Origin of the sequence: Microbispora sp. CSR-4, from assembly GCF_008033685.1 — a bacterium.
Classification (GTDB): domain Bacteria; phylum Actinomycetota; class Actinomycetes; order Streptosporangiales; family Streptosporangiaceae; genus Microbispora.
On the sequence record NZ_VJVX01000048.1, the window covers coordinates 44,341 to 70,882 of the forward strand.

Genomic DNA, 26,542 nt, shown 5'->3' on the forward strand with positions numbered 1-26,542 from the left:
CCCCGGGTCTTTTTCAGGGCAGGAACTCGCCGTCCTTCAGCTCCAGCACGCGGTCGGCGAGACCGACGAGGCCCTCGTCGTGCGTGGCCACCAGCACGGTGACGCCCTCGCCCCGGACGAGCACCCGGAGCAGCTCCATGATCTGGCGGGCGGTCTGGGAGTCGAGCTGACCGGTCGGCTCGTCGGCCAGCAGCAGGCGGGGCCGGTTGGCCAGGGCCCTGGCGATGGCCACGCGCTGCTGCTGGCCGCCCGACAGCTCGTAGGGCCGCTGCTCGGCCTGGCCGGCCAGCCCGACAAGGGACAGCAGCACGTTGACCCGCGCCTCCCGTTCCTTGGCGGGCACCCGGGCCAGCCGCAGCGGCACGCCCACGTTCTCGGCGGCCGACAGCACCGGGATCAGCCGGAACGACTGGAAGACGAACCCGACGACGTCGCGCCGCAGCCGCAGCAGGCCCTCCTCTGGCAGCTCGGGCACGGCCTGCCCCGCCACCCGCACCTGGCCCTCGTCGGGCCGGTCCAGGCCCCCGACCAGGTTGAGCAGCGTCGTCTTGCCCGCGCCGGAACGCCCGCGGATCGCGACCAGCTCGCCGGGGTTGGCCTCGAAGGAGACCCCTCTGAGGGCGCGCACGCCCGCGGGATAGGTCTTGCGCAGTCCCTCTACGACGACCAGCGGCTCACTCATCGGTCTCCTCATCCACCCCGGAAGGCCACACCCCGATGTGGTCGCGTTCGAGCTCCAGGCGCACCCGGTGTTCCATCGACAGGGCGTTGATGAACTCCCTCGGCAACTGCAGGCGCCCGGCCCGGTCCAGCACCGCGTACTCCTCGGCGACCACCCTCCCGTCGGAGGAGGTGCGGCGGAACGTCTCGCTGGAGGTGCGGCCGTCGCGGATGCCGATCGTCCGGTCGACCTGCTGCGACACCATCGGGTCGTGGGTCACGACGACGGTCGTGACGCCCAGCTCCCGGTTGGCGTGGCGCAGCACGCCGAAGACCGTCTCGGCGCTCTCGCTGTCGAGCTCCCCGGTGGGCTCGTCGGCGAGCACCACCTCGGGCGCGTTGGCCAGCGCCACGGCGACGGCCACCCGCTGCTGCTCGCCGCCGGACATCTCCCCGGGCCGCCGGTCCGCGCGGTCCGCCATTCCCGTCAGCTCCAGCAGCTCGTCCGTACGCGACGACCTGGCCCGCCGCGACGTGCCGCCCGCCAGCCGCATCGGGAGCATGACGTTCTCCCGCGCGGTGAGGTACGGCAGCAGGTTGCGGGAGGTCTGCTGCCAGACGAAGCCCACGACGGAACGCCGGTAGCGGAGGCGGTCGCGGGGGGTCATGGACAGCAGGTCGATCCCGGCGACCCGGGCGAGCCCCGCCGTCGGCACGTCGAGCCCCGACAGGATGTTGAGCAGCGTCGACTTGCCCGACCCGGAGGCTCCGACGACCGCCACCAGCTCGCCCCGGCCGATGAGCAGGTCGAGACCCTGCAGCGCGACCACCTCGACCGCGGCGGGCCCCTCGGTCTTGTAGATCCGCACGAGGTTGTCGCACAGGATGTGGGCGTCCGCGCCGAACACGGGTCCGCCCCGCGTGGCCCGGGCCTCCAGGTCAGCCAGCGTGTCCACGTCTTCCTCCCCAATAGGCGCCCGCGAGGGCGACGGCGGCGACCCCGGCGGCCAGAGCACCCGCGACAACGCCGGGCAGCGCGGGCAGGAGCGCGCCGCCCGACAGCGCGCCCTGGCGCCCGCCCGCGTACGCCGACAGGTCGATTCCGATCAGCGCGGGCATGGCGAGCCCGGCCGCCAGCCCGGCGACGGCGGTCAGGACGAGCAGCGGGGCCGCCTCCAGGACGGTGACCAGCCCGGCCTGCCTGCGCGTGAGGCCGAGGGCGCGCAGCAGCCCGAGGTCCTCCGCGCGCCGGGCCGCGCCCCCGGTCAGGGCGATCGCGACGGCCGCCAGCGCGTACGCGGCCAGCGCCGCGGCGGCGACCCGCAGCGCGGCGGTCAGCGCCGCCGTCAGCGGCGCCCCGGTGATCTCGGCGAGCGCGCCCGCCACGGTGGTCATGTTCGCGCCGGACGGGAGCAGCGGCCTGACCGCTTCGGGGTCTCCCGCGATCAGCAGCGTGTTGACCTGTGCGGGAGCGCCGGGCAGCACGATGAGGGCGCCGTCGCCGGCCGCCACCCCGGGCATCGCGTCGACGGTCCCCGCCGGGGTGACCGTCGTCCGCGCGGGCCAGCCGACGTCGAAGCTCCCCGCGGCCGACAGGTCGCGCGAGACCAGCGCGCCGCTGCCCGGCGGCGGCAGGCGGAGCGGGCTGCCCGCGACCAGCCGGTGGTAGGCGCCGAGATCGACGGCGACGACCGTGGCCGGCCGCCCGCCGAAGCCCACCTCGGCGACCGTCGTGCCGACCGCGGCGGGGACGACGGCCCTGACGCCGGGCGCGTGGGCGATCTGCTCCAGCGTCTCCGGCGCGATGCCCTCCGCGCGCTCCACCCTGATCTCCGCGCCGGTCCGCTCCCAGGCCGCCTGCCGCTGGGCCTCCTCCAGCCCTCCGGCGGTGACCATGCCGTACGCCGCGAGGGCGACGGCCGGCAGCAGCGTGAGCACCGGCAGCGCGGCGCTCGGCACGGCCCGGGCGGCGGCGAGCCCGAGGAACGGCACGGCGCCGCTGCGCCGGGCGGCGGCCCGGAAGGCGAGGTGGATCAGGGCCGGGCCGGCCCGCAGCACCACCAGCGCGGCGGCCAGCGCCAGCAGCACCGGCCCGGGCGCGAGGAACGCGTCGCCCGTGCCGAGACCGCCCGTGCCGAGACCGCCAGTGCCGAGACCGCCCGTGCCGAGCCCGCGAGTGCGCAGAAGGTGCACGCTCGCCACCGCGAGCGCGAGCACCAGGAGCTCCAGCACGATGCGGCGCAGCGCGTTCCCCGACCGCCGGCCGCCGGACCGGACCAGCGCGGCGGCGCAGGCGATCGCGATGGTCCCCGCCGCCAGCGCGGCAGGTCCCAGCCGCGCGACCGCCGTCGGGGCGCCCGGCACGAAGCCCGCGGCCGCCTGGCCCGCCGCGGCCGCCGGCACCGCCACGAGCGCGACCGCTCCGCCGCAGGTCAGCATGGTCCGGGCGAGGGACGCGCCGCGGGCGCGCATCAGCAGCAGGTCGCCGCGCACCCGCCCGGCGAACAGCAGCACGGCCAGGGCCGTGGTGCCGAGGCACACGACGGCCAGCCCGCTCAGGAACACCGTGATGAGCGCCCGCGTGAGGGCCAGCCGTTGCAGGTACTCCGCCAGGATGCGGTCGAGCCCGGTCGACAGGGTGACTTCGAGGTCCTGCCTGCCCAGGCGGCGGCCGAACTCCGCCGTGTCGGCGAGCACGGCCGCCGCGTTGCCCGCGCCGATGCGCTCCTGCGCCGGGGTGACGAGCCATCGGAAGAGGATGGGCAGCTCGGCGCCCGCGAGGCTGTCGCCGTCGGCGAGCGCGGTGACGATCAGGTCGTCGTCCATGGCGAGCGGCACGCGGTGGTGGATGACGTAGGTGAGCTCCGGCTCCAGCGCCCAGAACCGGTCGGCGGGACGCACCGGCTCGAACAGCCCGGTGACCTTCACGGTCAGGTCGCCGAGGCGGAGCGTGTCGCCCGTTCTGATCGACATCTCCGTGGCGGCGACCGCGGGGACGGCCACCTCGACGCGGGTGCCGGAGCCGCGGCCAGGTGGGCCGCCCTTGACGTACCGCACATGCCGGCCCGCCCCTGAGACCCATTTCAGCGTCATATACCGATGCGCCCGGTCGTCGATCAGGATCGGCGACGAGGTGGCGAAGTCGTAGAGCCGGCCGGGATCGGCGACCTCCCGCAGCGCCGTTGGGAGCAGGGCGCGCCAGGCGGTGTCCGCCTTGGCCACCTGCTTCGTCGTCCGCATCCCCCTCGGGTCGAACGGCCGGCGGGTGAACTGGACCGCCAGCGAGGTGGTCCCGGGCGGGGCGGAGCCGACGGCCGACCTGGCCGCCGCGTCGAGGGACGACTCGACCATGCGGGGCAGGGCCGAGACGACCAGGGCGGCGCCGAAGACCAGCGCGGCCAGCAGCGCGGCCACACCCTTGTGCACTCCCAGAAGCCCGTGCACTCCCGGCAGGCGGATCATGACGCCTCCCCCGCACGCAGCACGGCGGCCGGCTCACGGCGGTGCAGCGACCGCGCGAGCCCCGCCACGATCGCGAGGAGCACCGCGAGGATCGCGACGGCGAGCGCCGCCACCTGTGGCCACGGCACGTGGAGCGACACCGGCAGCCCGCCCGCGGTCGCGTATCCGGCTGACACCATCGGCGGCACCACCGCGGCGGAGACGGCCACGGCGAGCGCCACCCCACCGGCCAGCGACAGCCCGATCACGAACGACTGCTCGGCCGCGAGCAGGCCGAGCGTCTGCCGGAAACTCACGCCGAGCGCGCCGAGCACGGCGAACTCCCCCCTGCGCTCGCGCGCCGAGACCGCCGTGTTGACCAGGAATCCCAGCACGGCGAACGCCAGCGCCGCCGCGAAGCCGAGCAGCAGCGCGCCCTGCAGACCGGCCGCCGTGGGGTCGTCCCGGTAACCGGCGGTGAGGGCGGCCGCGTCCACGATGTCCCTGCCGCGTCCCGAGGCGGCCAGGGCATCCCGAGTGGAACCGTCGGCGGCCAGCCACCACTCCGTCACCTGCCCCTCGGCGCCCTTCCCCCGGAACGCCGTGAGGTCGGCGAGCAGGGCCGGGGTGCCCTCGGGCGTGCCGGGCATCGCCGTGACGACGCCCACGACCCGGACGGGGATCGCCGCCGTGCCCGCGGTGATCCTGGTGGTGTCCGCCAGCCCGGGGGTCACCACGACCGGGAGCGGTCGCCCGGCGGACCCGGTGATCCGGGAGGCCAGCGTGGCCGGCGGCAGTTGCGACAGGTCGGGGCGCAGCAGCAGCACCCGGCCCAGATCCGCCGCGTCGGCGGCGATCAGCGTGGCGTCCGCGCCGTCGGCGACGACCGTGGCGCGGTGCGCGGGCACGGCCGCCGCGACCCCCGGCAGCCTGGTGAAGGTCCGGGCGTCGTCGCCGGGCAGGGCCGGGACGCGCAGCGAGGATCCGGCGACGTGCCTGGCCCGGTCCTCCTGGGCGGAGCGCCAGGTCGCGGCCGTGGTCAGGGACAGCACGCCGATCGCCGTCGCCATCGTCAGCAGCAGCGCCGGGCCCGAATAGCGGGCCGGGCGCCGGCTCACCTGCCGGGCGGCCACGGCCGGGCCGAACCCGGGGCGTCGCCGCGTCGCCCGCTCGGCGATCTTCGCGACGGCGGGCACCAGCCGCAGGGCGGCCATCCCGCCGCAGAGCAGGGCGAGCGCCGGCCCGGCCCCGACGAGCGGGTCGAGCCCGAGCTCGCCGCCGAGGCGCGTCGTCTCCGCCGCGTCCTGGCCGCGCAGGCGCCAGATGGCGAGGGCCGCCAGGACGAGCAGTGCCACGTCGGCCCCGGCCCGCTGCACCAGGCCGGGCCGGTCGGCGCGCCCGCGCGCCGCCTGCTCCTCGACGTACGTGCGGCGGGCGGCGAGCAGGGGCGGCGCCGCCAGCATGGCGGCGCAGGCGAGCGCGACCACCGCCGCCACGGCGAACGTGCTGCCGTCGGGCGCGCGGGGCGGCTCCACGCCGGTGGCCTCGATCCAGGGGAAGGCGCTCAGCAGCCGCAGGAGGACGGGTGCGAGGAACGGCGCCGCGGGCGCGCAGGGCAGCGCGATCAGCAGCGCCTCCCCCGCCGCCATGGCGGCGAGCCGCGGCGACCCGCCGCCCCTCGATCGCAGCAGGGCCGTCTCCATCCGGCGGTGTTCGGCGAGCAGCCGCGCGGTCAGCGCCAGCGCGTACGCGGCCAGCACGAGCAGCTGGAGCACCGGCACCAGCATGGTCGAGCGGGCGACCAGCGCGCCGTGGTCGAGCCGCAGCAGTGTGCCGGACAGCGTCTCGGTGACCGTGCACCGGGGGCAGCCGGACCGTACGTCGGCGGAGATCCCGGCGACCGACGCCGAGAACGGCCGCAGTCGCTCGGGCGGGAGCCGGCGCAGGTCGGGCTCGGCGAGCCAGCGGGCCGAGGCGCCGGCCGCGAACCGGTCGAGGAAGACGCCGGCCGGCACGACCATGGGGCCTCGGGAAGTGAAGTCGGCGGTCTGCGTGCCGTGGCGCAGCAGGTCCTCTCCCGTCCAGCGCGGGTCGTCGGGGTCGCGCAGCCGGAAGACGCCGGAGACGCGCACGCGGGCCGGCTTGCCGTCCAGGCGTCCGACGACGGTGAACGTGTCGCCGGTGGAGACCCTCATCGCCCGCGCGGCCGGCTCCGAGAGCGCGACGGCCGTATCGCCTGCCGTCCCCGCTGTCGTTCCCCGTGCCGTCCCCGCGGTCCCTTTCCGCGTGGGCCATCGGCCGCTCACCAGGTCGGCCTGGCCGTCCAGTCCCTCGTACGTGGCGAACCGGGTCAGGACGGGCTGACCGCCTTTATCTCGTCCCCTCAGCGCGTAGGAGGCGGACTCGACGCGCGCGGTGACCCGTACGGGCACCTCGCCATGGGCGTGGGCGATGCCCGCGCGGACGGCCTGGTCGACCTTCGCGAAGTCCCCGGACGTGACCGAGGAGGTGACGACGGTGGCGGTGGCGGCGAGCGGTGCCGTGTCCAGGGCCCTCCGCACGCCCGCCTGGCTCGCCGACCCCGCGTGCAGCAGCAGCGCCGCGATCGCCGTGGTGGCGAGCAGGATGGAGCCGAACGCGGCCGCCAGCAGCAGCGGCTCGGCCAGCGCACGTCGGATCACCAACGGCAGCCGCCCCAGCACTGCCCTCCCCCGTTTCACCCGGGCATCATGGCAAAGCCGATCCGGGCACACCACACCGGCCCGACATACGTAGCGATTCCGATATATCCGACAGACCGTACTTGCGGGACATCCGGCACGAAGGTGTAAGTTGACCCCGCAAGCGACGGACGCGGAGGAAGCCGGTGTGAATCCGGCGCGGTCCCGCCACTGTCACCGGGGAGCGAACCTCACCCACGCCACTGCCCAGCACGGGCGGGAAGGCTGAGGGGAGCGCTGATCCGGGAGCCAGGATACTCCGGCCGTCGGACCTTCTACCGGGGGCGCGGATACCCCCAGGGGGGACATGCCATGGCCCGGACAGGCCTGCGCAGACGCGCCTCACTGCCGGTTTCGCGCTCCACCTGCTGACGTGGCCGGCGGCGGCCTGCTCGTGGCGGGCACGACCTCCGACGCGGGAAAGAGCGTGCTGGTGGCCGGCCTGTGCCGGTGGCTGGCCCGGCGCGGCGTACGGGTCGCGCCGTTCAAGGCGCAGAACATGGCGCTCAACTCGATGGTCACCGCCGACGGCGGCGAGATCGGGCGGGCCCAGGCGATGCAGGCCGTGGCGGCCCGGGTCGAGCCCGAGGCCGCGATGAACCCGGTGCTGATCAAACCCGCGGGCGATCGGCACTCCCACGTGGTCGTGCTCGGCCGCGCGCACGCCGACGTGGACGCCATGTCCTCCCGCGCCCACAAGATGCGCCTGCTCGACGTCGCCCTCGACGCGCTCGACGGCCTGCGCCGCCGCTACGACGTCGTGATCTGCGAGGGCGCGGGCAGCCCCGCCGAGGTCAACCTGCGCGACCGCGACATCGCCAACATGGGCCTGGCCCGCGCCGCCGGCCTGCCGGCGCTCGTCGTCGGCGACATCGACAGGGGTGGCGTGCTCGCGCACTTCGCCGGCACCCTCGCCGTGCTCGACCGGCACGACCAGCGGCACATCGCGGGCTTCGTGGTCAACAAGTTCCGCGGCGACCTCGCGCTGCTGCGGCCGGGGCTCGACTGGCTCACGGAGGCGACCGGCCGGCCGTGCCTCGGCGTGCTGCCGTGGCGCTCGGGCCTGTGGCTCGACGTGGAGGACTCCCTCGACCTCGACAGCCGTCCCGGCCTGCTCACCCCGCCGGTGGGACGTGACGTGCTGCGCGTGGCCCTCGTGCGGCTGCCGCGCATGTCCAACGTCACCGACGCCGACGCGCTCGCCGCCGAGCCGGGGGTGAGCGTCCGCCTCGTCACCACCCCCGCCGAGCTCGCCGACGCCGACCTCGTCGTGCTGCCCGGCACCCGCGCCACCGTCGGCGACCTCGCCTGGCTGCGCGAGCGCGGCCTGGACGAGGCGCTGCGCCGCCGCGCCGCCGAGGGCCGCCCGGTGCTCGGGATCTGCGGCGGCTACCAGATGCTCGGCACGGTCATCGACGACGAGGTCGAGAGCCGGGCCGGCCGGGTGCCCGGCCTCGGGCTGCTGCCTGCCCGGACGGCGTACGCGCCGGGCAAGGTGCTCACGCTCGCGGAGGGCGAGTGGCGGGGTCACGTGGTCGCGGGCTACCAGATCCACCACGGCCGGGTGACCTTCGACGGCGGCGAGCCGTTCCTCGACGGCTGCCGGGCCGGGCAGGTGTGGGGCACGACCTGGCACGGCCTGTTCGAGCGCGACGGATTCCGCCGGGCCTTCCTCGCCGAGGTCGCCGCCGTCACCGGCCGGGCCTGGCTGCCCGGGACCGGAACGTTCGCCGCGCACCGGGAGGCCCGCCTCGACGCCCTGGGCGACCTCGTGGAGGAGCACCTCGACACCGAGGCCGTGTGGCGGCTCATCGAGCGCGGCGTGCCCACCGGCCTGCCCATCGCCGAGCTCACGCTGCGGGAGGACCGTCCATGACGACACCGCCGAGGATGCTGCTGCTGTCCACCGCCGACACCGAGCTGCTCGCCGCGACCCGGAGCGGGGCCGGCTGGCGGGTCGCCAACCCCGCGCGTACGGCCGCGGAGGACGTGCCCGCCCTGGTGGACGGCGTGGACGCCGTCGTCGTCCGGCTGCTCGGCGGCAGGCGCTCCTGGCCCGAGGGACTCGACGCCGTGCTCGCGGCCGGGCTGCCCACCGTGGTCCTGGGCGGCGAGCAGGCCCCGGACGCCGCGCTGATGGCCCTGTCCACCGTGCCGTCCGGGGTCGCCGCGCAGGCGCTCGCCTATCTGGCCGAGGGCGGCCCGGACAACCTCGCGGAGCTGCGCCGCTTCCTGTCCGACACGCTCCTGCTGACCGGCGAGGGCTTCGCGCCGCCCCGGCCCGCGCCCGAGTCCGGCGTACGGCCCGGCCGCGCCCGCCGGGAGGGCCGCCCGCTGGTCGGCGTGGTCTACTACCGGGCGCACGAGCTGTCGGGCAACACGGCGTTCGTCGACGCGCTGTGCGACGCCGTCGAAGCGGCGGGCGCCGACGTGCTGCCGGTCTTCTGCGGATCGCTCCGGGGCGCGGGTGACGACCTGCTCGACCTGCTGCGGCCCGTGGACGCGCTGGTCGTCACCGTGCTGGCCGCGGGCGGGGCGGTCGCCGCCGCCGCGAGCGCCGGGGGCGACGAGGACGCCTGGGACGCGGGGGCGCTGGCCGCCCTCGACGTGCCGGTGCTGCAGGCGCTGTGCCTGACCACGCCCCGCGCGGTGTGGGCGGACTCCGACGCCGGGCTGTCCCCGATGGACGCCGCGATGCAGGTGGCGGTGCCCGAGTTCGACGGGCGCCTGATCACCGTGCCGTTCTCGTTCAAGGAGGACGGGCCCGACGGCGTGCCGGTCTACGTCGCCGACGCCGAGCGGTGCGCCCGGGTGGCCGCGCTCGCGGTCGCGCACGCCCGGCTGCGCCACGTGCCGAACGCGGACAAGCGCCTGGCGATCGTGCTGTCGTCCTATCCCACGCGGCACTCCCGGGTCGGCAACGCCGTCGGGCTCGACACCCCGGCCTCCGCCGTCGTGCTGCTGCGCGCCCTGCGCGACGCCGGATATGACGTGGGCGACGCGCCCGACGACGGCGACGCGCTGATCCACGCCCTGATCGCGGCCGGCGGCCACGACGTGGAGTGGCTCACCGAGGAGCAGATCGAGGCCGCCCCCGCCCGCGTGCCGCTGCACGCCTACCGGGAGTGGTTCGCGGCGCCGCCCGGCGACCTGCGCGACGCGGTGACCGCCCACTGGGGGCCGCCGCCGGGCTCCCTCTATGTGGACGGCACCGACATCGTGCTCGCGGCGCTGCGGTTCGGCAACGTCCTGCTCGCGATCCAGCCGCCCCGGGGATTCGGCGAGAACCCGGTCGCCATCTATCACGACCCCGACCTGCCGCCCAGCCACCACTACCTCGCGGCGTACTGGTGGCTGGCCCGCGAGTTCGGCGCGCACGCGGTCGTCCACCTCGGCAAGCACGGCACGCTGGAGTGGCTTCCGGGCAAGGGGCTCGGGCTGGCGGCGTCGTGCGCGCCCGACGCCGCGCTCGGCGCGCTGCCGCTGGTCTACCCGTTCATCGTCAACGACCCCGGCGAGGGCACCCAGGCCAAGCGGCGGGCCCACGCCACCGTGGTCGACCACCTGATCCCGCCGATGGCGCGGGCCGACTCCTACGGCGACCTCGCCCGCCTGGAGCAGCTGCTGGACGAGCACGCCACCGTGGCCGCGCTCGACCCGGCCAAGCTGCCGGCCGTACGGGCACGGATCTGGACGCTGATCCAGGCCGCCCAGCTCCACCACGACCTGCACGTGGACGAGCGGCCGCAGGACACGGAGTTCGACGACTTCCTGCTGCACGTCGACGGCTACCTGTGCGAGATCAAGGACGCGCAGATCCGCGACGGCCTGCACGTGCTGGGCCAGGTCCACACCGGGGAGGCCCGGGTCGACCTGGTGCTCGCCGTGCTGCGCGCCCGCCAGGTCTGGGCCGGCGCCGCCGGGGCGCTGCCCGGCCTGCGCGAGGCCCTCGGCCTGCCGGGAGACGCCGCCTCGGCCGAGGTGGACGCGTTCGAGGCCGAGGCGCGGCGGCTGGTCCAGGCCATGGAGGACCACGGCTGGGACCCCGCGGCGGCCGGCGTGGTCACGGACTTACCAGAGGTCGCCCGGGTGCTGCGCTTCGCCGCGACCGAGGTCGTGCCCCGGCTCGACCGGACGACGGACGAGGTGGCGCATGTGCTGCACGCGCTCGACGGCGGATATGTGCCCGCCGGTCCTTCCGGGTCGCCCACGCGCGGGCTGGTCGGCGTGCTGCCGACCGGCCGCAACTTCTACTCCGTGGATCCCAAGGCCATCCCGTCGCGGCTGGCCTGGGAGACCGGCTCGGCGCTCGCGGCCTCGCTGGTCGAGCGCTACCACGCCGACACCGGCGAACATCCGCGCACGGTCGGGCTCACGGTCTGGGGCACCAGCGCGATGCGCACCCAGGGCGACGACATCGCCGAGATCATGGCCCTGCTCGGCGTGCGCCCGGAGTGGGACGACGCCTCCCGCCGGGTCACCGGCTTCTCCGTCATGCCCGCCGAGGAGCTGGGCCGCCCCCGCGTGGACGTGATCGTGCGGATCAGCGGATTCTTCCGCGACGCGTTCCCGCACGTCGTGGCGCTGCTCGACGAGGCCGTCCGCACGGTCGCCGCGCTGGACGAGCCCGCCGAGGTCAACCCGCTGCGCGCGCACGTCCACGCCGACCTCGCCCGGCACGGCGATGAGCGCCGCGCCACCAGCCGCGTCTTCGGCTCCAAACCCGGCGCGTACGGCGCCGGCCTGCTGCCGCTCATCGACGCCCGCAACTGGCGCGACGACGCCGACCTCGCCGAGGTGTACGCGGTGTGGGGCGGCTACGCGTACGGCGAGGGCCTCGACGGGCGGGAGGCCCGCGCGGACATGGAGGCGGCGTTCCGGCGCATCGACGTGGCGGCCAAGAACCAGGACAACCGCGAGCACGACATCGCCGACTCCGACGACTACTTCCAGTACCACGGCGGGATGGTCGCCATGGTCCGCCACCTGACCGGCCGGTCCCCGGCGGCGTACGTGGGCGACTCGCACGTCCCCGACGCGGTGCGCACCCGGACGCTGGGCGAGGAGACGCGGCGGGTGTTCCGGTCGCGGGTGGTCAACCCGCGCTGGATCGCGGCGATGCGGCGGCACGGCTACAAGGGCGCGTTCGAGATGGCGGCCACGGTGGACTACCTGTTCGGGTTCGACGCCACGGCCGGGGTGGTGGACGACTGGATGTACGAGTCGCTCGCCTCCTCCTACGTCTTCGACCCGCAGGTGCGGGAGTTCATGCGGGCGTCCAACCCCTGGGCGCTGCGCGGCATCGCCGAACGGCTGCTGGAGGCGGCCGACCGCGGCCTGTGGGCCGAGCCGTCGCCGGAGACCCTCGACGGGCTGCGGGCGACGTACCTGGAGATGGAAGGCGACCTGGAGGCGGGCAAGTGACCGTGGGATACCCGTTCAGCGCGGTCGTCGGGCACGACGACCTCAAGCTGGCGCTGCTGCTCAACGCGGTGTCGCCCGCGATCGGCGGCGTGCTCGTGCGGGGCGAGAAGGGCACGGCGAAGTCGACCGTGGTGCGGTCGCTCGCGGCCCTGCTGCCGCGGGTGGCGGTGGTCGCGGGCTGCCGGTTCTCCTGCGACCCCGCCGCGCCCGACCCGTCGTGCCCGGACGGCCCGCACGCGAACGGCCTGTCCCCGCACCCGCGCCCGGCCCGGCTGGTGGAACTGCCGGTGGGCGCGTCGGAGGACCGCGTGGCCGGGTCGCTCGACCTGGAGCGGGCGCTGACCGAGGGCGTCAAGGCGTACGAGCCGGGCCTGCTCGCGGCGGCCCACCGGGGCGTGCTCTACGTGGACGAGGTCAACCTGCTCCACGACCACCTGGTCGACCTGCTGCTCGACGCGGCGGCGATGGGCGTGGCCCACGTGGAGCGCGAGGGCGTGTCGGTCCGCCACGCGGCCCGCTTCCTGCTGGTCGGCACGATGAACCCGGAGGAGGGCGAGCTGCGCCCGCAGCTCCTCGACCGGTTCGGCCTGGCCGTCGAGGTTCGCGCGTCCCGCGACCCGGCGGAGCGGGCCGAGGTGGTGCGCCGCCGCCTCGCCTTCGAGGCCGACCCGGCCGGCTTCGCGCGCGCGTACGCCGGTGGGGAGCACGATCTCGCCCTGCGGATCGCGGCGGCGCGCGACCGGCTGCCCGCCCTGGCGCTTCCCGACGACGCGCTGCGGAAGATCACGGCGGTGTGCGCGGCCTTCGACGTCGAGGGGATGCGCGCCGACCTCGTGATGGCGCGTACGGCCGTCGCCCTGGCCGCATGGGAGGGCAGGGATGAGGTCACCTCCGACGACGTACGGACGGCCGCCCGGCTGGCGCTCCCCCACCGGCGCCGCCGTGACCCGTTCGACGACCCGTTCGACGACACGGGCGGCCAAGGACTAGACGAGGAGCGGCTGGAACAGGCACTGACCGACGCGGATGACACGCCGGATAAGGGGCCTGATGGCGGGCCGGACGACGGCGGGCCCTCGGGCGGCGGGGGCGGGGAGCAGGCGCCCGTGAGCCAGGCCCCCGTGAACCCTGGGACCCCGTACCGGACCCGGCTCCTCGCGCCGGAGGCGACCGGCCGGGGCGGGCCCGCCGGACGGCGCGGGCGCACGACCGGCGAGTCCGGCCGCGCCGCCGGCGCCCGCGCCCCGGGCGGACGGCTGCGCCGGCTCGACCTGGCGGCGACGCTGGCCGCCGCCGCGCCGCACCAGCACAGGCGCGGCCGGGCCGGTTCCGGCCTGGTGCTGCGCCGCGAGGACCTGCGGGAATCCCTGCGCGAGGGGCGCGAGTCGAACCTCGTGCTGTTCTGCGTGGACGCGAGCGGGTCGATGGCCGCGCGGGCGCGGATGCGCGCGGTGAAGGGCGCCGTGCTGTCCCTGCTGCTCGACGCCTACCAGCGCCGCGACAAGGTCGGACTGGTGACCTTCCGGGGCGCGGAGGCGATGGTCGCGCTGCCGCCGACCTCCAGCGTCGATCTGGCCTCCGGCCGGCTGGCCCGGCTCGCCACCGGCGGGCGCACTCCGCTGGCCGCCGGGCTGCTCCGCGCCGAACGGGTGCTGGCCGCCGAGCGGCTGCGCGATCCCCGCCGCCGTCCGCTGCTCGTGGTCGTCACCGACGGGAGGCACACCGCGGGCCCCGACCCGGTCGCCGCGGCCCGGCGGCTCGCCGGGGTCGCGAGCGTCGTCGTCGACTGCGAGCACGGCCCCGTACGGCTCGGCCTGGCCGGGCGGCTCGCCGCCGCGCTCGGCGGGACCGCGATCCGGCTGGAGGAGCTGGCGGCCGATCATCTGGCCGCGGTGGTGCGTGACGTCAGGAGGGTGGCGTAGATGCCGCAGGGCAGACCGGCCGACGTGCCGGACGACGGGCTGACCACGCGCGAGCGGCGCAACCGCCCGCTGGTCATCGTGCACACCGGGGAGATGAAGGGGAAGTCGACGGCCGCCTTCGGCCTGGCGCTGCGCGCCTGGAACCAGGGCTGGCCCGTCGGGGTGTTCCAGTTCGTCAAGAGCGCCAAGTGGCGGGTCGGCGAGGAGGCCGCGCTGCGCGCCCTCGGCCGCCTGCACGAGCAGACCGGCGAGGGCGGCCCGGTGACCTGGCACAAGATGGGCGAGGGCTGGTCGTGGATCCAGCGGCCCGGCACCGAGGCCGGCCACGCCGCCGACGCCCGCGAGGGGTGGGCGCAGATCAGGCGCGACCTCGCCGCCGAGACCTACGGCCTGTACGTCCTGGACGAGTTCACCTATCCGATGAAGTGGGGCTGGATCGACGTGGACGACGTCGTCGCGACCCTGCGCGCCCGGCCCGGCCGCCAGCACGTGGTGATCACCGGCAGGGACGCCGATCCCCGCCTGGTCGAGGCCGCCGACCTCGTGGTGGAGATGACCAAGATCAAGCACCCGATGGACGCGGGGCAGAAGGGCCAGAGGGGCATCGAATGGTGACGCGCGCATGGTGACGATCCCCCGGCTCGTCGTCGCCGCCCCCGCCTCGGGCGCGGGCAAGACCACCGTGGCGACCGGGCTGATGGCGGCGCTGACCACGCGCGGCCTGGCCGTCTCGCCGCACAAGGCGGGCCCCGACTACATCGACCCCGGCTATCACGCGCTCGCCACCGGCCGCCCCGGCCGCAACCTCGACGCGTACCTCGCCGGGGAGGACCTGATCGCCCCGCTGTTCGCGCACGGCGCGCGCGGCGCGGACGTGGCGATCGTCGAGGGCGTGATGGGCCTCTTCGACGGGCGTGCCGCCACGTCCGAGGCGTCGACCGCGCACGTCGCCCGCCTGCTCGACGCGCCCGTGCTGCTCGTGGTGGACGCGTCGTCCCAGGCGGCGTCCGTCGCGGCCCTCGTGCACGGCTTCGCCACCTTCGACCGGTCCGTACGGATCGCCGGGGTGGTGCTGAACCGGGTGGGCTCGGCCCGCCACGAGGAGATCCTCCGCGAGGCGCTGCGGCCCCTGGGCGTCCCGGTGGCCGGGGCCCTGCCGCGTGAGGCGGCCGTGCACGTGCCGTCGCGGCACCTCGGCCTGGTGCCCGCCGCCGAACGCGACGCGCAGGCACGGCAGGCCGTCGCCGCCCTCGGGGCCCTGGTCGAACGGCACTGCGACCTCGATCTCGTGCTGCGCCTGGCCTCGGCGGCGTCGCCGCTCGCGGTCACGCCGTGGTCGGCCGCCGACGCGGTGGGAACCCCGGTGCCCGGCCGTCCCGTGGTCGCGGTGGCCGCCGGTGCCGCGTTCACGTTCTCCTACGCCGAGACTGCCGAACTGCTGGCCGCCGCCGGTGCCGAGGTGGCGTACGTCGATCCGCTGCGCGACGAGGCGCTGCCGCCCGGCAGCCGGGCCCTGGTGATCGGCGGCGGATTCCCCGAGGTCCACGCCGCCGACCTTGCCGCCAACACGCCGCTGCGGGAGCAGGTCGCCCGGCTGGCGGCCCGCGGCGCGCCCATCGTGGCCGAGTGCGCGGGCCTGCTCTACCTGGCCGCCTCGCTCGACGGCGCGCCGATGTGCGGCGTGCTGCCCACGCGGGCGCGGATGACCGGCCGGCTGACGCTCGGCTACCGCGAGGCCGTACGGCCCGACGGCACGGTCGTGCGCGCCCACGAGTTCCACCGCACGGCCTGCTCCCCGCCCGCCGGGGACCCCCCGGCGTACGTGCTGCCGAAGCGGGAGGGGTTCGTCCGGGGCGGCGTGCACGCCTCCTATCTCCACCCCCACTGGGCGGGCACGCCCCGCCTGGCCCCCGAGCTCGTACGGGCCGCCGGGACCGCCGCATGAGGCCCGTGCTGACCGGGGTGGGCGTCGGCCCGGGCGACCCCGACCTGGTGACGGTGAAGGCCGTGCGCGTGCTGCGTGAGGCCGACGTCGTGGTGGTGCCGGTCGCCGACACCGGCGAGGAGGGCCGCGCCGAGCGGATCGTCCGCGCCCACACCGGGCGGGACGTGCTGCGGCTGGAGTTCGCCCTCAGCGATCCACCGGGGAGCGGCCCGCGCCGCGCCGCCGCCTGGGACGCGGCGGGGGCGGCCGTCGCCGCCACGTACGACGCCGGCGCGCGGACGGTCGCGTTCGCGACGATCGGCGACCCCAACGTCTACAGCACCTTCACCTACCTGGCCGAGACCGTGCGCGGGCTCGTGCCGGAGGTGGAGGTCCGCACGGTCCCCGGCATCACCGCCATGCAGGCGCTCGCCGCGAGCAGCGGCACCGTCCTGGTCGAGGGCCGTGAGTCGCTCGCGCTGATGCCGCTGACGGCGGGGCTCGACGCCCTGCGCGGGGCGCTCGACGCCCACGACACCGTCGTCGCCTACAAGGGAGGACGCATGCTGCCCCAGGTCCTGGCCGCCGTCCGCGACTCCGGCCGCATCGGCGGCGCGGTGTACGGCGCGTCGCTCGGGCTGCCGGGGGAGGACGTGCGGCCCGCCGCCGGGCTCGATCCGGACGAGGCCGGGCCCTACCTGTCCGCGCTGCTGGTGACCCGGAAGCGCACGGGCCGGGGAGGCCGGCTGTGACCGGGCCTGTTCCCAGGGGCAGGGTGACCTTCGTCGGGGCGGGGCCGGGCGCGCCCGACCTGCTCACGCTGCGCGGCGCGGCGGCCATCGCCGAGGCCGACGTCGTGATCTGGGCCTCCAGCCTGGTCCATCCCGGCGTGATCGAGCACGCCCGCGACGGCGCCCGGGTGGTCGACTCCGCCGCCGTGCCCCTGGAGGAGGCCGTCGCCCTGTATGAGGAGGCGGCCCGCGACGGGCTGCGCGTGGCCCGCGTGCACTCCGGCGACCCGGCCCTGTGGGGGGCGGTCCAGGAGCAGCTCGACCGGTGCGCCGCGCTCGGGCTGGAGACCGAGGTCGTGCCGGGGGTGTCCAGCTTCACCGCCGTCGCCGCCGCCGTACGGCGGGAGCTGACCGTGCCGGAGGTCGCGCAGTCGGTCGTGCTCACCCGGCTGGAGGGCGGCAAGACGCCCATGCCCGAGGGCGAGACCGTGCGGGAGTTCGCCGCGCACGGCACGACGATGGCGCTGTTCCTGTCGGCGGCCCGCGCGGGCCGGTTGCAGGAGGAGCTGCTGGCGGGCGGCTACCCCCCCGAGACGGCGTGCGTGGTCGGCTACCGGGTCACGTGGGAGGACGAGCTGGTGCTGCGCTGCCGCCTGGACGAGCTGGCGGCGACCATGCGCGCCCACCGGCTGTGGAAGCACACACTGGTGCTGGTCGGGCCCGCGCTGGAGGCCCACGGCACGCGCTCGCACCTCTATCACCCCGGTCACTTCCACGGCCACCGCCGGTCCGACCCTGCCGCCCGCCGAGCATTGCGGGGATCATGATGAGCGAGACCCCAGAACTGCGCGAGCCCGACCTGCCGCGCACGATGCGGGTGCGCAAGCGGGCGCTGCGCACCGGATGGACGACCGGCACCTGCGGGGCCGCCGCCGCCAAGGCCGCCAGCATCGCGCTCGCGCACGGCGACACCCCGTCCACGGTGGACACGCCGCTGCCGGGCGGCGGCCGGGTGACGCTGCCCGTCGACTCGTACGACGTGGCGGACGCGAAGGCCACGGCCGTCGTCGTCAAGGACGCGGGGGACGACCCCGACGTGACCCACGGCGCGCACCTGACCGCGACGGTGTCGTGGCGGCCCGAGGCCGGCATCGAACTGGACGGCGGCGTCGGCGTGGGCGTGGTCACCCGGCCCGGCCTCGGCCTGGAGGTCGGCGGCCCGGCCATCAACCCGGTGCCCCGGGCACAGATCACCCAGGCCGTCGGCGAGGTCGTCGACCTGGGCCGGCGCGGCGTCCGCGTGATCATCAGCGTGCCCGAGGGCGAGCGGATGGCCCGCAAGACCACCAACGCCAGGCTCGGCATCATCGGCGGCATCTCGATCCTCGGCACGACCGGGATCGTGCGGCCGTTCTCCACCGAGTCGTGGCGTTCCTCGGTCGTGCAGGCCATCGACGTGATGGCGGCGCAGGGTGAGCGCACGCTCGTGCTGTCCACGGGCGGGCGCACCGACCGCGCCGCGATGCGGCTGCGGCCCGACCTGCCGCCCGTGTGCTTCGTCGAGGTCGGCGACTTCACCGGGGCCGCGCTGCGCCGGGCCGTCGACGCGGGGCTCACCGACGTGCTGTTCGTCGGCATGGCCGGCAAGCTGACCAAGCTCGCGGCCGGGGTGCTGATGACCCACTACACCCGGTCGAAGATCGACAAGGACCTGCTGGCCCGGGTGACCCGCGAGGCCGGCGGCGGCGAGTCCCTGGCCGGGCGGGTCGGCGAGGCCAACACCGCCCGGCACGCGTACGAGCTGTGGGAGGCCGCCGGGCTGCTCGAACCCGCCGGGCGGGTGTTGTGCGCCCGGGTCAAGGACGTGCTTGAGCGGTTCTGCGACGGCGCGCTCACCGCCTCGGTGATCATGGTCGATCCGGACGGGAACGCGCCGGTCGCCTCCAGCGCGGAGGCACCCGGGTGGTGACGCGGATGGTGACGCGGATGGTGACGCGGGTGGTGACCGTCATCGGCGTCGACGGACGGCCGCTCGCCTCCTGGGCAGCCGCGCGGCTGGCCGAGGCGACGCTGGTCGCCGGCGCCGCCCGCCACCTGGACGCGCTGCCCATCCCCCGGCAGGCGGAGCGCGTCGTGCTGGGGAACGTCACGGCGGGCGTGCGGGCCCTCGCGGGCCACGACGGCCCGGCCGTCGTGCTCGCCTCGGGCGACCCCGGGTTCTTCGGCCTCGTCCGCCTGCTGCGCGAGCACGGCCTGGACGTCGAGGTCGCGCCCGCCGTCTCCTCGGTCGCGGCGGCCTTCGGCCTGGCCGGGCTGAACTGGGACGACGCCGTCGTGGTGAGCGCGCACGGGCGCGACCCCCGCCGGGCGGTCAACGCCTGCCGGGCGCTGGCGAAGGTCGCCGTGCTCACCGCCCCCGGCGCGGGTCCCGCCGAGATCGGCGCGGCGCTGCGCGGCTGGCCGCGCCGTCTCCTGGTCGCCGAACGCCTCGGGGCCGCCGATCAGCGGGTCACCCCGTGCACGCCCGAGGAGGCCGCCGGGAGGGAGTGGGCCGGCCCCAGCGTGGTGCTGTGCCTGGCGGACGGCCCGTCTCCGCGTGGCTGGGCCGCGCCGCCGAACCCGGCTCCGGAACGGTGGGGCCTGCCCGAGGAGCGCTTCGAGCACCGCGACGGCATGATCACCAAGGCGGAGGTGCGGGCGCTGGCCCTCGCGCATCTCGGTCCCCGCGTGGGCGACCTGGTGTGGGATCTCGGCTGCGGCAGTGGTTCCGTGGCCGTCGAGGCGGCCCGTTTCGGCGCCGCCGTCGTCGCCGTCGACCGCGATCCCGCCCAGTGCGACCGCACCCGCCGCAACGCCGCCGCGTACGGCGTCGAGGTGCGGGTGGTGCACGGCGCGGCCCCCGGCTGCCTGGCCGGGCTCCCCGCCCCGGACGCCGTGTTCGTGGGCGGCGGCGGGCCGGGCGTGGTGAGCCACGTGGCGGCCCTCGGCGCGCGGGCCGTGGTCGTCGCGCTCGCCGCCGTCGACCGGCTGCCCGCCGTACGCGACGCGCTGGCCACGGCGTCGTACGAGGTCGGGGGCGTGTCGCTGGCGGCGAGCAGGTTCGGCGCGCTGCCGGACGGCGCGACCAGGCTCGTGGCCGCCAATCCCGTCTTTCTTGTGTGGGGGCATCGATGACGGTCATCGGACTGGTCACCGCGACCAAGGCGGGCCGGGCCGCCGCCGCGCTGCTGGAGCGGGCGTGGCCGCACACTCGGTCGTATCCGGTGGCCGACCTGGCGCGGGCCTGGCGCGAATGCGACCGCATCGTGTGCTTCCTCGCGACCGGCGCCACCGTACGGCTGATCGCCCCGCTGCTGGGCGGCAAGCACGAGGACCCCGGGGTGGTCTGCGTGGACGAGGCGCGCCGCTTCGCCGTGGCCCTGATCGGGGGTCATGGCGACGGCCATAGTGGGGGTTCCAACCGGCTCGCGCACGAGGTCGCCGACGTGCTCGGCGCGACTCCCGTCGTCACCACCGCGACCGACGCCACCGGGACGGGCGCGCTCGACACGCTCGGCCTGCCGGTCGAGGGCGACGTGGCGGCCGTGACCCGTGCGCTCCTCGATGGTGAGGGCGTGACGCTCACCGCCGACGCCACCTGGCCGCTGCCGCCCCTGCCCGTCGTCGCGGCGGAGACGCCGCGTCCGCCGTGTGTCGTGGTCACCGCCCGGCTCGGGGAACCGCCCCGCCCGGCCGTCGTCGTCCGGCCGCCGAGCCTCGTCGTCGGCGTCGGCGCGAGCCGGGGCGTCGCCGCCGAGGAGGTCCTCGCGCTCATCCGTGAGGCGCTCGCCGATGCCGGGCTGTCGCCCCGCTCGGTCGTCCGCCTGGCCACCGCCGACGTGAAGGCGGACGAGGCCGGGATCGTCGAGGCCGCCCGCACGCTCGGCGTGCCGCTCGTCACCCACCCCGCCGAGCGGCTCGCCCGGGTCGAGGTGCCGCACCCCAGCGAGGTCGTCCGCCGGGCGGTCGGCACCCCCAGCGTGGCGGAGGCCGCCGCGCTCGCCGGCGGCGGCGAGCTCGTGGTGCCCAAGCGCAGGTCGGCGATGGCGACCGCGGCCGTCGCACGGCTGCGGCCCCGCGGCAGGCTCGCGATCGTCGGCCTCGGCCCCGGCGCCCGCGACCTGATGACCCCGCGCGCCGTCGCCGAAGTGCGCCGCTGTGGCTACCTCGTCGGCCTCGACCAGTACGTCGACCAGATCCGCGACCTGCTGCGCCCCGGCACGCATGTCATCGCGTCGGGCCTCGGCGCGGAGGAGGAACGCGCCCGCACCGCCGTACGGCTGGCCCGCGAGGGGCACGCGGTCGCGCTCGTCGGCAGCGGCGATGCGGGCGTCTACGCGATGGCCGCGCCGGCACTCGAATTCGCCGACGACACCTTCGATGTGGTGAGTGTGCCGGGGGTGACGGCCATGCTCGCCGCCGGCGCGCTGCTCGGCGCGCCGCTCGGCCACGACCACTGCGCGATCAGCCTGTCCGACCTGCACACCCCATGGGAGGCGATCGAACGGCGTGTGCGGGCGGCGGCCGACGCCGACCTCGTCGTGGCCTTCTACAACCCCCGCTCGCGCGGGCGCGACCGGCAGCTTCCCCGGGCGCTGGAGATCCTCGCCGAACGGCGCGGGCCCGGCACCCCGGCGGGAGTGGTGACCGACGCGACCCGCCCCGGGGAGAGCGTCACGCTGACCACGCTCGGCCGGCTCGACGTGTCCGCCGTGACCATGCGCAGTCTCGTGATCGTCGGCGCCACGTCCAGCAGGGTCGTGGCGGGCCGCTTCGTGACGCCGAGGGGGGACGCGTGGCAGCCCTCGCCTACCTAGTAACCGAGGCGTGCGCCGGATGCGGCGCCTGCCTGCTCACCTGTCCCGAGCACGCGATCCGTCCCAGTGGCCGGCCCGGTGATCGGCCCGGTGATCGGCCCGACAGCCGGCCCGGCGCTTCGCTCGTCGTGCTCGACAGCCGGTGCACCCGCTGCGGCGAGTGCGCCGAGGTATGCCCCGTCGACGCCGTACTGGAGGTGCGGGCGTGAGTGTCGAAACCCACAGTGTCGAAACCCACAGTGTCGAATCCCACGGGGCCTGGACGCCCCGCGAACGGGCCAGGATCGGCGGCATCGTCGCCGTCGTCGCCGCCCTGCACATCGCGGGCTGGGCGCTCTACCTCTACTACGCGAACGGCCTGGCCGGGGCCGGGGCGTTCGCGGGCGCCGGGACGCTCGCCTACAGCCTCGGCGTCCGCCACGCCTTCGACGCCGACCACATCGCCGCCATCGACGACACGACCCGGCTCATGATGCAGCGGGGCCGCCGTCCCGTCGGCGTCGGCTTCTTCTTCGCCCTGGGCCACTCGACCGTCGTCCTGGTGCTCGCCATGATCGTCGCGGCCGCCGCGGGAGCGGCGGCGGCCGGGGACGGCGTCGAGGAACTCCGGCACGTCGGCGGCCTGGTGTCCCAGGTGGTCGCCATGTCGTTCCTGCTGCTCGTCGCCGTCCTCAACGCTCTCGTCCTCGCCGGGGTGATCGGCCTGTGGCGCCGGATGACACGCGGCACGCTCGACCGGAACGAGCTGGAGGTGCTGCTGCTCAACCGCGGCCTGCTCAACCGGATGCTCGGCCGCCGGGCGCGCGGGCTGATCCGGTCGTCGTGGCACATGTATCCCGTCGGCATCCTGTTCGGGCTCGGCCTGGAGACCGCCAGCGAGGTCACGTTGCTCGCGCTGTCGGCAGGCACGGCGGCGCAGGGCGGGCTGCCCGCCCTCGCGGTGCTGACCCTGCCCCTGCTGTTCGCGGCCGGGATGACCGCCTGCGACACCGCCGACAGCCTGCTGATGTCGCGCGCCTACTCCTGGGCGCACCGCAGCCCCGCCCGGCGGCTCTACTACAACGCGGCGACGACCGGGATGACCGTCGTCGTGGCCGCCTTCATCGCGAGCGTCTACCTCGCCGGGCTGCTGACCGAGGCAGCCGGGACCGGTGGGCTCGGGGGACTCCGCGGACCTCTCGCGGCGTACGCGTCGCTCGCCGAGCACTTCGAGATGCTCGGCTACGTCATCGTCGCCGCATTCGCCGTCGTCTGGGCGGGCGCCGCCATCGTGTGGCGGCTGTCCGGGCTCGGCCGGAGGTACGCCGAATGAGGATCGTGCACCCCATCGAGGCGAGGTCGTACGAGATCCTGCGCTCCCGGGCCGACACCTCCGGGCTGCCGCCGCTGACCCGCGCCGTGACCGAGCGGGTCATCCACGCGAGCGCCGACCTCGGCTACCTGGCCGACCTCGTCGTCTCCGCCGAGGAGGACCTGCGGCGGGCCGCGGACGCCCTGCGCGCCGGCGCCCCCGTGGTCACCGACGTCGAGATGGTCGCGGCCGGGATCACCGCCGTCGCCCCCGTCTGCCACGTACGCCGGGCCGTCGCGCGGGACGGCCTGACCCGCAGCGCCGCCGCCGTCCACCTGGCGTACGACGAGGTGGGCCCGGGGGCGGTGTGGGCCGTGGGCAACGCTCCCACCGCGCTGGAGGAGATCCTGCGCCTCGGCGTCCGCCCCGCGCTCGTCGTCGGCCTGCCCGTCGGGTTCGTCGGCGCGGCCGAGAGCAAGGCCGCCCTGCGCGCGTCGGGACTGCCCGCGGTCAGCAACCGCGGCGAGAAGGGCGGTTCGGCGGTCGCCGCCGCCGCCGTCAACGCACTTCTGTACGCCTCAGAAGATCGGGAGGATCCACTATGACCGGCTCGCCGGCGCTGCTCCTCGTCGGCCACGGCACGCGGGACCCGGCCGGAGTCCGCGGCTTCCACCTGCTGGTCGAGGAGGTGGCCGCCCTGTCCCCCGTCCCGGTCGCCGGCGGGTTCATCGAACTGTCCTACCCGCCGCTGCGTGAGGCGGTCGCGACGCTGACCAGGGCCGGGCACACGAGGCTCGGCGTGGTTCCGCTCGTGCTGGTCGCGGCCGGGCACGCCAAGGGCGACGTGCCCGCCGCGCTGCGCCGGGAGGCGCTCCGCCACCCCGGCCTCGGCTACGCGTACGGCAGGCCGCTCGGGCCGCACCCCACCCTGCTCCAGTTGCTCGACGAGCGGCTCGACGCGGTGCTCGACCCGTCCGAGCGCCCGGAGACCACCGTCGTGCTCGTCGGCCGCGGCTCCTCCGACCCCGACGCGAACGCCGAACACGTCAAGGTGGCCCGGCTGCTGTGGGAGGGACGCGGCCTGGCCGGAGTCGAGCCCGCGTTCATCAGCCTCGCCGATCCCGGCGTGCCGGCCGCGCTCGAACGGGCCCGGCTGCTCGGCGCCCGCCGGATCGTCGTCCTGCCCTACTTCCTGTTCAGCGGCGTGCTCCCGGACCGTACGGCCGAGCAGGCACGGGAGTGGGCCGCGGCGCACCCCGAGGTCGAGGTGCGCTGCGCCGACGTGATCGGGCCCGCGCCCGCGCTGGCCGGCCTCGTGCTGGAGCGCTACCACGAGGCGCTGCGCGGCGACATCCGGATGAACTGCGACACCTGTCTCTACCGGGTGCCGTTGCCGGGCCACGAGCACCGGGTGGGCGCCGCCCAGCACCCGCACCACCATCCCGATGACCCGGCGCACGTGCACGCCTAGGAGAGGCTGCTAGGAGAGGTTGCGCAGGAGGGTGGTGAGGGTCGTGCCGAGCGGGGCGTCGAGGGTCATCAGCGCCTCCCCGTCGCCCCGGGTCGGCCCCTGGTTGATGATCGCGACGGGAATCGAACGGGCGGCGGCGCGCCGGACGAACCGGTAACCCGACATGACGGTCAGCGAGGATCCCAGGACGAGCAGCAGACCGGCCCGCTCGGTCAGCGCGTAGCACTCCTCGACCCGTGACGGCGGCACGTTCTCGCCGAAGAACACCACGTCGGGCTTGAGCACGCCGCCGCAGCCCCCGCAGTCCACGGTGCGGAACGTCTCGATCTCGTCCGCGTCCAGGACGGCGTCGCCGTCCGGGTTGATCATCTCCGAGCTGGCCTGCCAGCCGGGGTTGGCGGCCCGCAGGCGCCGGTCGAGCGCCTCCCGCGAGCTGCGCTGGCCGCAGCCCAGGCAGCGCACCCGGTGCAGGCTGCCGTGCAGTTCGACGACCTCGCGCGCGCCCGCCGCCTGGTGCAGGCCGTCGACGTTCTGCGTGATGACCCCCGCGACCAGGCCGCGACGCTGCAGCTCGGCGACCGCCCGGTGCCCGGCGTTGGGCGCGGCGTCCACGATGTGACGCCACCCCAGGTGGCTGCGTGCCCAATAACGCCTGCGGGCGGGGGCGCTGCTCACGAACGTCTGGTAGGTCATCGGCTCGGCCCTGCGCCTGCGCCCGGTCTCACCGCGGTAGTCCGGGATCCCCGACTCGGTCGACAGACCGGCCCCGCTGAGGATCACCACCTCGCCGTCGGCCACGAGATCGGTCAGCAGTCCCAACCGCTCGGCAATACCCGCGTCGTGTGCCACAGTCACGCATCCATGGTGCCCCAACCTGCGCACAGGTCAGCCCCGCCCCTCCCCCAGCCGTACGTCGAAGATGACCTCGACCTCGTCGCGCAGCTTGAGCGCTCCGAAAAACGCGGTGTAGGGGCGGATGCCCCACTCGGACTGCACAACGGTGGCCCGGCCGCGGGCCCGTCCCTCCTCGATCGCGCCGTACACCGTGACCGGCCGCGTGACGCCTGCGATGGTCAGATCCCCGTCGATGTGGAACGCGTCGGGATCCCCCTCGACGCGGGTCGAGCGGAACGTGACCAGAGGGTGTCGATCCGCCTTGAGGACCTTCTCGCGCATGTTCTTCTCGATCTCTACCCGGTCGGAGTCGGTGAGCGGCTTGACCCCGCCCGTGCCCTCCCTGACCCGCATCGAGGCCACCTCGGCCTCCAGCGTCACCCGGCAGCCCGCCGGGTCGTCCGGCGTCACCACGGCCTCGCCCCGCCACCGGGTCACCTCGATCGTCAGATCGTGCCCGGCCTTGGCGCCCAGCCCGGCGCGCCCGGTGAGGACCAGGAGCCGGCCGGACCTCGGCCCCAACGCGTACGTGCCCGCCTCGACGTCCATTTCGTGGGCATTCCCACGGAACGGGCCGGGGATGTCGGTGCCGGATGACATGGTGGGCATCCGATCCCCCCCAGAAGGAGATGGATCATGAGCGAACCCATGTCGTTCACGCTGCGGCCCGTCGGAGTCGTACGCTCCACGCTTACCGATCGCACCGAAGCTCCCCGGCAGGGGCGTGAGGGCGCGCCGGACGCCTGGCTGGAGATCGATCCCGCAGTCGGGGAGGCCCTCGACGGGATGACAACGGGCGACGAGGTGCTCGTCCTCACCTGGTTCCACCAGGCCGACCGCGAAACCCTGCGGGTCCACCCGCGCGGGGAGACGAGCAACCCGCTGGCCGGCGTGTTCGCCACCCGCTCCCCCGACCGCCCCAACCCCATCGGCCTGCACCGGGTCACGGTCCTGGAGACCGACCCCGCACGGGGCCTGCGCGTGCATCCACTGGAGGCCATCGACGGCACACCTGTGATCGACATCAAGCCCGTGCTCGACGCGACCGAGCGGTGACACCCTTCCGCCTTTACGTTGTAGATTCGCTTGACACGCGCCGGATTCTCCCCAGGCGGTGGTAGGTGAAGGCCCAGCGGTCTTCGCCTACGTTGCGGCGGGTGTAGCGGTCGGGGTGCTGGTAGCGGTCGCGGTTGTGGAACTGGCAGGCC

Annotated in this window: 21 protein-coding genes and 1 riboswitch; of the genes, 15 read left to right on the forward strand and 6 right to left on the reverse strand. The window is 75.7% G+C overall.

What is annotated here, in order from left to right; all coding sequences use genetic code 11:
- Positions 1-13: 13 nt before the first annotated feature.
- The 4 genes from FLV34_RS29100 to FLV34_RS29115 are packed head-to-tail and all read right to left on the reverse strand — an operon-like array spanning position 14 to position 6,821.
- Complete coding sequence (locus tag FLV34_RS29100) at positions 14-682, reverse strand: ABC transporter ATP-binding protein (RefSeq protein ID WP_240971535.1); 669 nt, start codon at positions 680-682, stop codon at positions 14-16.
- Positions 675-1,616 carry an ABC transporter ATP-binding protein gene (locus FLV34_RS29105; RefSeq protein ID WP_221889932.1) on the reverse strand — a complete coding sequence of 314 codons (942 nt, stop codon included), beginning with the start codon at positions 1,614-1,616 and terminating at the stop codon, positions 675-677. The genes FLV34_RS29100 and FLV34_RS29105 overlap by 8 nt, the downstream gene beginning before the upstream one ends.
- Entirely contained in the window at positions 1,600-4,122 is a 2,523-nt protein-coding gene (locus FLV34_RS29110) for an FtsX-like permease family protein (protein ID WP_147944616.1), read from the reverse strand. The genes FLV34_RS29105 and FLV34_RS29110 overlap by 17 nt, the downstream gene beginning before the upstream one ends.
- Positions 4,119-6,821 carry an FtsX-like permease family protein gene (locus FLV34_RS29115; protein WP_222709661.1) on the reverse strand — a complete coding sequence of 901 codons (2,703 nt, stop codon included), beginning with the start codon at positions 6,819-6,821 and terminating at the stop codon, positions 4,119-4,121. Before FLV34_RS29115 ends, FLV34_RS29110 begins: the two co-directional genes overlap by 4 nt.
- A gap of 136 nt (positions 6,822-6,957) precedes the next feature.
- Positions 6,958-7,081, forward strand: a riboswitch (cobalamin riboswitch).
- Between the two features lie 113 nt (positions 7,082-7,194).
- Between FLV34_RS29115 and FLV34_RS29120 the strand changes: the two genes are divergently transcribed.
- Genes FLV34_RS29120 through FLV34_RS29185 form a run of 14 tightly spaced genes read left to right on the forward strand, consistent with a single transcriptional unit; the run spans position 7,195 to position 24,440 of the window.
- On the forward strand, positions 7,195-8,697 hold the full coding sequence (locus FLV34_RS29120) for a cobyric acid synthase (protein WP_261985946.1): 1,503 nt from the start codon (positions 7,195-7,197) through the stop codon (positions 8,695-8,697).
- Positions 8,694-12,245, forward strand: coding sequence for a cobaltochelatase subunit CobN (gene cobN, locus FLV34_RS29125; protein ID WP_187280771.1), 3,552 nt, complete (start codon positions 8,694-8,696; stop codon positions 12,243-12,245). The genes FLV34_RS29120 and cobN overlap by 4 nt, the downstream gene beginning before the upstream one ends.
- Positions 12,242-14,167, forward strand: coding sequence for a putative cobaltochelatase (locus FLV34_RS29130; RefSeq protein WP_147944619.1), 1,926 nt, complete (start codon positions 12,242-12,244; stop codon positions 14,165-14,167). The genes cobN and FLV34_RS29130 overlap by 4 nt, the downstream gene beginning before the upstream one ends.
- Positions 14,168-14,782 carry a cob(I)yrinic acid a,c-diamide adenosyltransferase gene (cobO, locus tag FLV34_RS29135; RefSeq protein WP_147944620.1) on the forward strand — a complete coding sequence of 205 codons (615 nt, stop codon included), beginning with the start codon at positions 14,168-14,170 and terminating at the stop codon, positions 14,780-14,782.
- A 7-nt stretch (positions 14,783-14,789) separates the two neighbouring features.
- Positions 14,790-16,112 (forward strand): cobyrinate a,c-diamide synthase, encoded by a 1,323-nt coding sequence (locus FLV34_RS29140; RefSeq protein WP_147944621.1) that lies wholly within the window; start codon positions 14,790-14,792, stop codon positions 16,110-16,112.
- A complete protein-coding gene (gene cobI, locus FLV34_RS29145) occupies positions 16,109-16,843 on the forward strand; it encodes a precorrin-2 C(20)-methyltransferase (RefSeq protein ID WP_147944622.1) in 735 nt (244 codons plus the stop codon). The genes FLV34_RS29140 and cobI overlap by 4 nt, the downstream gene beginning before the upstream one ends.
- Positions 16,840-17,649 carry a precorrin-4 C(11)-methyltransferase gene (gene cobM, locus FLV34_RS29150; RefSeq protein ID WP_147944623.1) on the forward strand — a complete coding sequence of 270 codons (810 nt, stop codon included), beginning with the start codon at positions 16,840-16,842 and terminating at the stop codon, positions 17,647-17,649. The genes cobI and cobM overlap by 4 nt, the downstream gene beginning before the upstream one ends.
- Positions 17,646-18,791: a cobalt-precorrin-5B (C(1))-methyltransferase gene (locus tag FLV34_RS29155; RefSeq protein WP_142648492.1), complete on the forward strand. Its 1,146-nt coding sequence runs from the start codon at positions 17,646-17,648 to the stop codon at positions 18,789-18,791. Before cobM ends, FLV34_RS29155 begins: the two co-directional genes overlap by 4 nt.
- A gap of 5 nt (positions 18,792-18,796) precedes the next feature.
- Positions 18,797-19,996, forward strand: a complete 1,200-nt coding sequence (gene cbiE, locus FLV34_RS29160; RefSeq protein ID WP_142648491.1) for a precorrin-6y C5,15-methyltransferase (decarboxylating) subunit CbiE — start codon at positions 18,797-18,799, stop codon at positions 19,994-19,996.
- Positions 19,993-21,678 carry a precorrin-3B C(17)-methyltransferase gene (gene cobJ / locus FLV34_RS29165; protein ID WP_147944624.1) on the forward strand — a complete coding sequence of 562 codons (1,686 nt, stop codon included), beginning with the start codon at positions 19,993-19,995 and terminating at the stop codon, positions 21,676-21,678. The genes cbiE and cobJ overlap by 4 nt, the downstream gene beginning before the upstream one ends.
- Positions 21,657-21,887 (forward strand): 4Fe-4S binding protein, encoded by a 231-nt coding sequence (locus tag FLV34_RS40800; RefSeq protein WP_187280773.1) that lies wholly within the window; start codon positions 21,657-21,659, stop codon positions 21,885-21,887. The genes cobJ and FLV34_RS40800 overlap by 22 nt, the downstream gene beginning before the upstream one ends.
- Entirely contained in the window at positions 21,884-22,990 is a 1,107-nt protein-coding gene (locus FLV34_RS29175) for a HoxN/HupN/NixA family nickel/cobalt transporter (RefSeq protein ID WP_222709662.1), read from the forward strand. The genes FLV34_RS40800 and FLV34_RS29175 overlap by 4 nt, the downstream gene beginning before the upstream one ends.
- Complete coding sequence (locus FLV34_RS29180; RefSeq protein WP_142648487.1) at positions 22,987-23,574, forward strand: precorrin-8X methylmutase; 588 nt, start codon at positions 22,987-22,989, stop codon at positions 23,572-23,574. The genes FLV34_RS29175 and FLV34_RS29180 overlap by 4 nt, the downstream gene beginning before the upstream one ends.
- Complete coding sequence (locus tag FLV34_RS29185) at positions 23,571-24,440, forward strand: sirohydrochlorin chelatase (protein WP_142648486.1); 870 nt, start codon at positions 23,571-23,573, stop codon at positions 24,438-24,440. The genes FLV34_RS29180 and FLV34_RS29185 overlap by 4 nt, the downstream gene beginning before the upstream one ends.
- 9 nt (positions 24,441-24,449) lie before the next feature.
- Here the strand turns inward: FLV34_RS29185 and FLV34_RS29190 are convergent, their stop codons facing one another.
- Together FLV34_RS29190 and FLV34_RS29195 are read right to left on the reverse strand one after the other, a co-directional pair.
- The gene (locus tag FLV34_RS29190) at positions 24,450-25,295 is read right to left on the reverse strand and encodes an NAD-dependent protein deacetylase (RefSeq protein WP_261985947.1); all 846 of its coding nucleotides are present in this window, start codon (positions 25,293-25,295) and stop codon (positions 24,450-24,452) included.
- A gap of 30 nt (positions 25,296-25,325) precedes the next feature.
- Positions 25,326-25,934, reverse strand: coding sequence for a YceI family protein (locus tag FLV34_RS29195; protein WP_261985948.1), 609 nt, complete (start codon positions 25,932-25,934; stop codon positions 25,326-25,328).
- Positions 25,935-25,970: 36 nt separating this feature from the next.
- On the opposite strand from FLV34_RS29195, the gene tsaA reads away from it, so the two are divergent.
- Positions 25,971-26,390: a tRNA (N6-threonylcarbamoyladenosine(37)-N6)-methyltransferase TrmO gene (gene tsaA / locus FLV34_RS29200; protein WP_261985949.1), complete on the forward strand. Its 420-nt coding sequence runs from the start codon at positions 25,971-25,973 to the stop codon at positions 26,388-26,390.
- Positions 26,391-26,542: the final 152 nt, after the last annotated feature.

What these genes read in the sequence shown, in the direction of transcription:
- FLV34_RS29100 (WP_240971535.1), bottom strand. Translation starts at nt 682, where the DNA reads ATGAGTGAGCCGCTGGTCGTCGTAGAGGGACTGCGCAAGACCTATCCC.
- FLV34_RS29110 (WP_147944616.1), bottom strand. Translation starts at nt 4,122, where the DNA reads ATGATCCGCCTGCCGGGAGTGCACGGGCTTCTGGGAGTGCACAAGGGT.
- cobN (WP_187280771.1), top strand. Translation starts at nt 8,694, where the DNA reads ATGACGACACCGCCGAGGATGCTGCTGCTGTCCACCGCCGACACCGAG.
- cobO (WP_147944620.1), top strand. Translation starts at nt 14,168, where the DNA reads ATGCCGCAGGGCAGACCGGCCGACGTGCCGGACGACGGGCTGACCACG.
- FLV34_RS29140 (WP_147944621.1), top strand. Translation starts at nt 14,790, where the DNA reads ATGGTGACGATCCCCCGGCTCGTCGTCGCCGCCCCCGCCTCGGGCGCG.
- cobI (WP_147944622.1), top strand. Translation starts at nt 16,109, where the DNA reads ATGAGGCCCGTGCTGACCGGGGTGGGCGTCGGCCCGGGCGACCCCGAC.
- FLV34_RS29155 (WP_142648492.1), top strand. Translation starts at nt 17,646, where the DNA reads ATGATGAGCGAGACCCCAGAACTGCGCGAGCCCGACCTGCCGCGCACG.
- cbiE (WP_142648491.1), top strand. Translation starts at nt 18,797, where the DNA reads ATGGTGACGCGGATGGTGACGCGGGTGGTGACCGTCATCGGCGTCGAC.
- cobJ (WP_147944624.1), top strand. Translation starts at nt 19,993, where the DNA reads ATGACGGTCATCGGACTGGTCACCGCGACCAAGGCGGGCCGGGCCGCC.
- FLV34_RS29180 (WP_142648487.1), top strand. Translation starts at nt 22,987, where the DNA reads ATGAGGATCGTGCACCCCATCGAGGCGAGGTCGTACGAGATCCTGCGC.
- FLV34_RS29185 (WP_142648486.1), top strand. Translation starts at nt 23,571, where the DNA reads ATGACCGGCTCGCCGGCGCTGCTCCTCGTCGGCCACGGCACGCGGGAC.
- FLV34_RS29195 (WP_261985948.1), bottom strand. Translation starts at nt 25,934, where the DNA reads ATGTCATCCGGCACCGACATCCCCGGCCCGTTCCGTGGGAATGCCCAC.
- tsaA (WP_261985949.1), top strand. Translation starts at nt 25,971, where the DNA reads ATGAGCGAACCCATGTCGTTCACGCTGCGGCCCGTCGGAGTCGTACGC.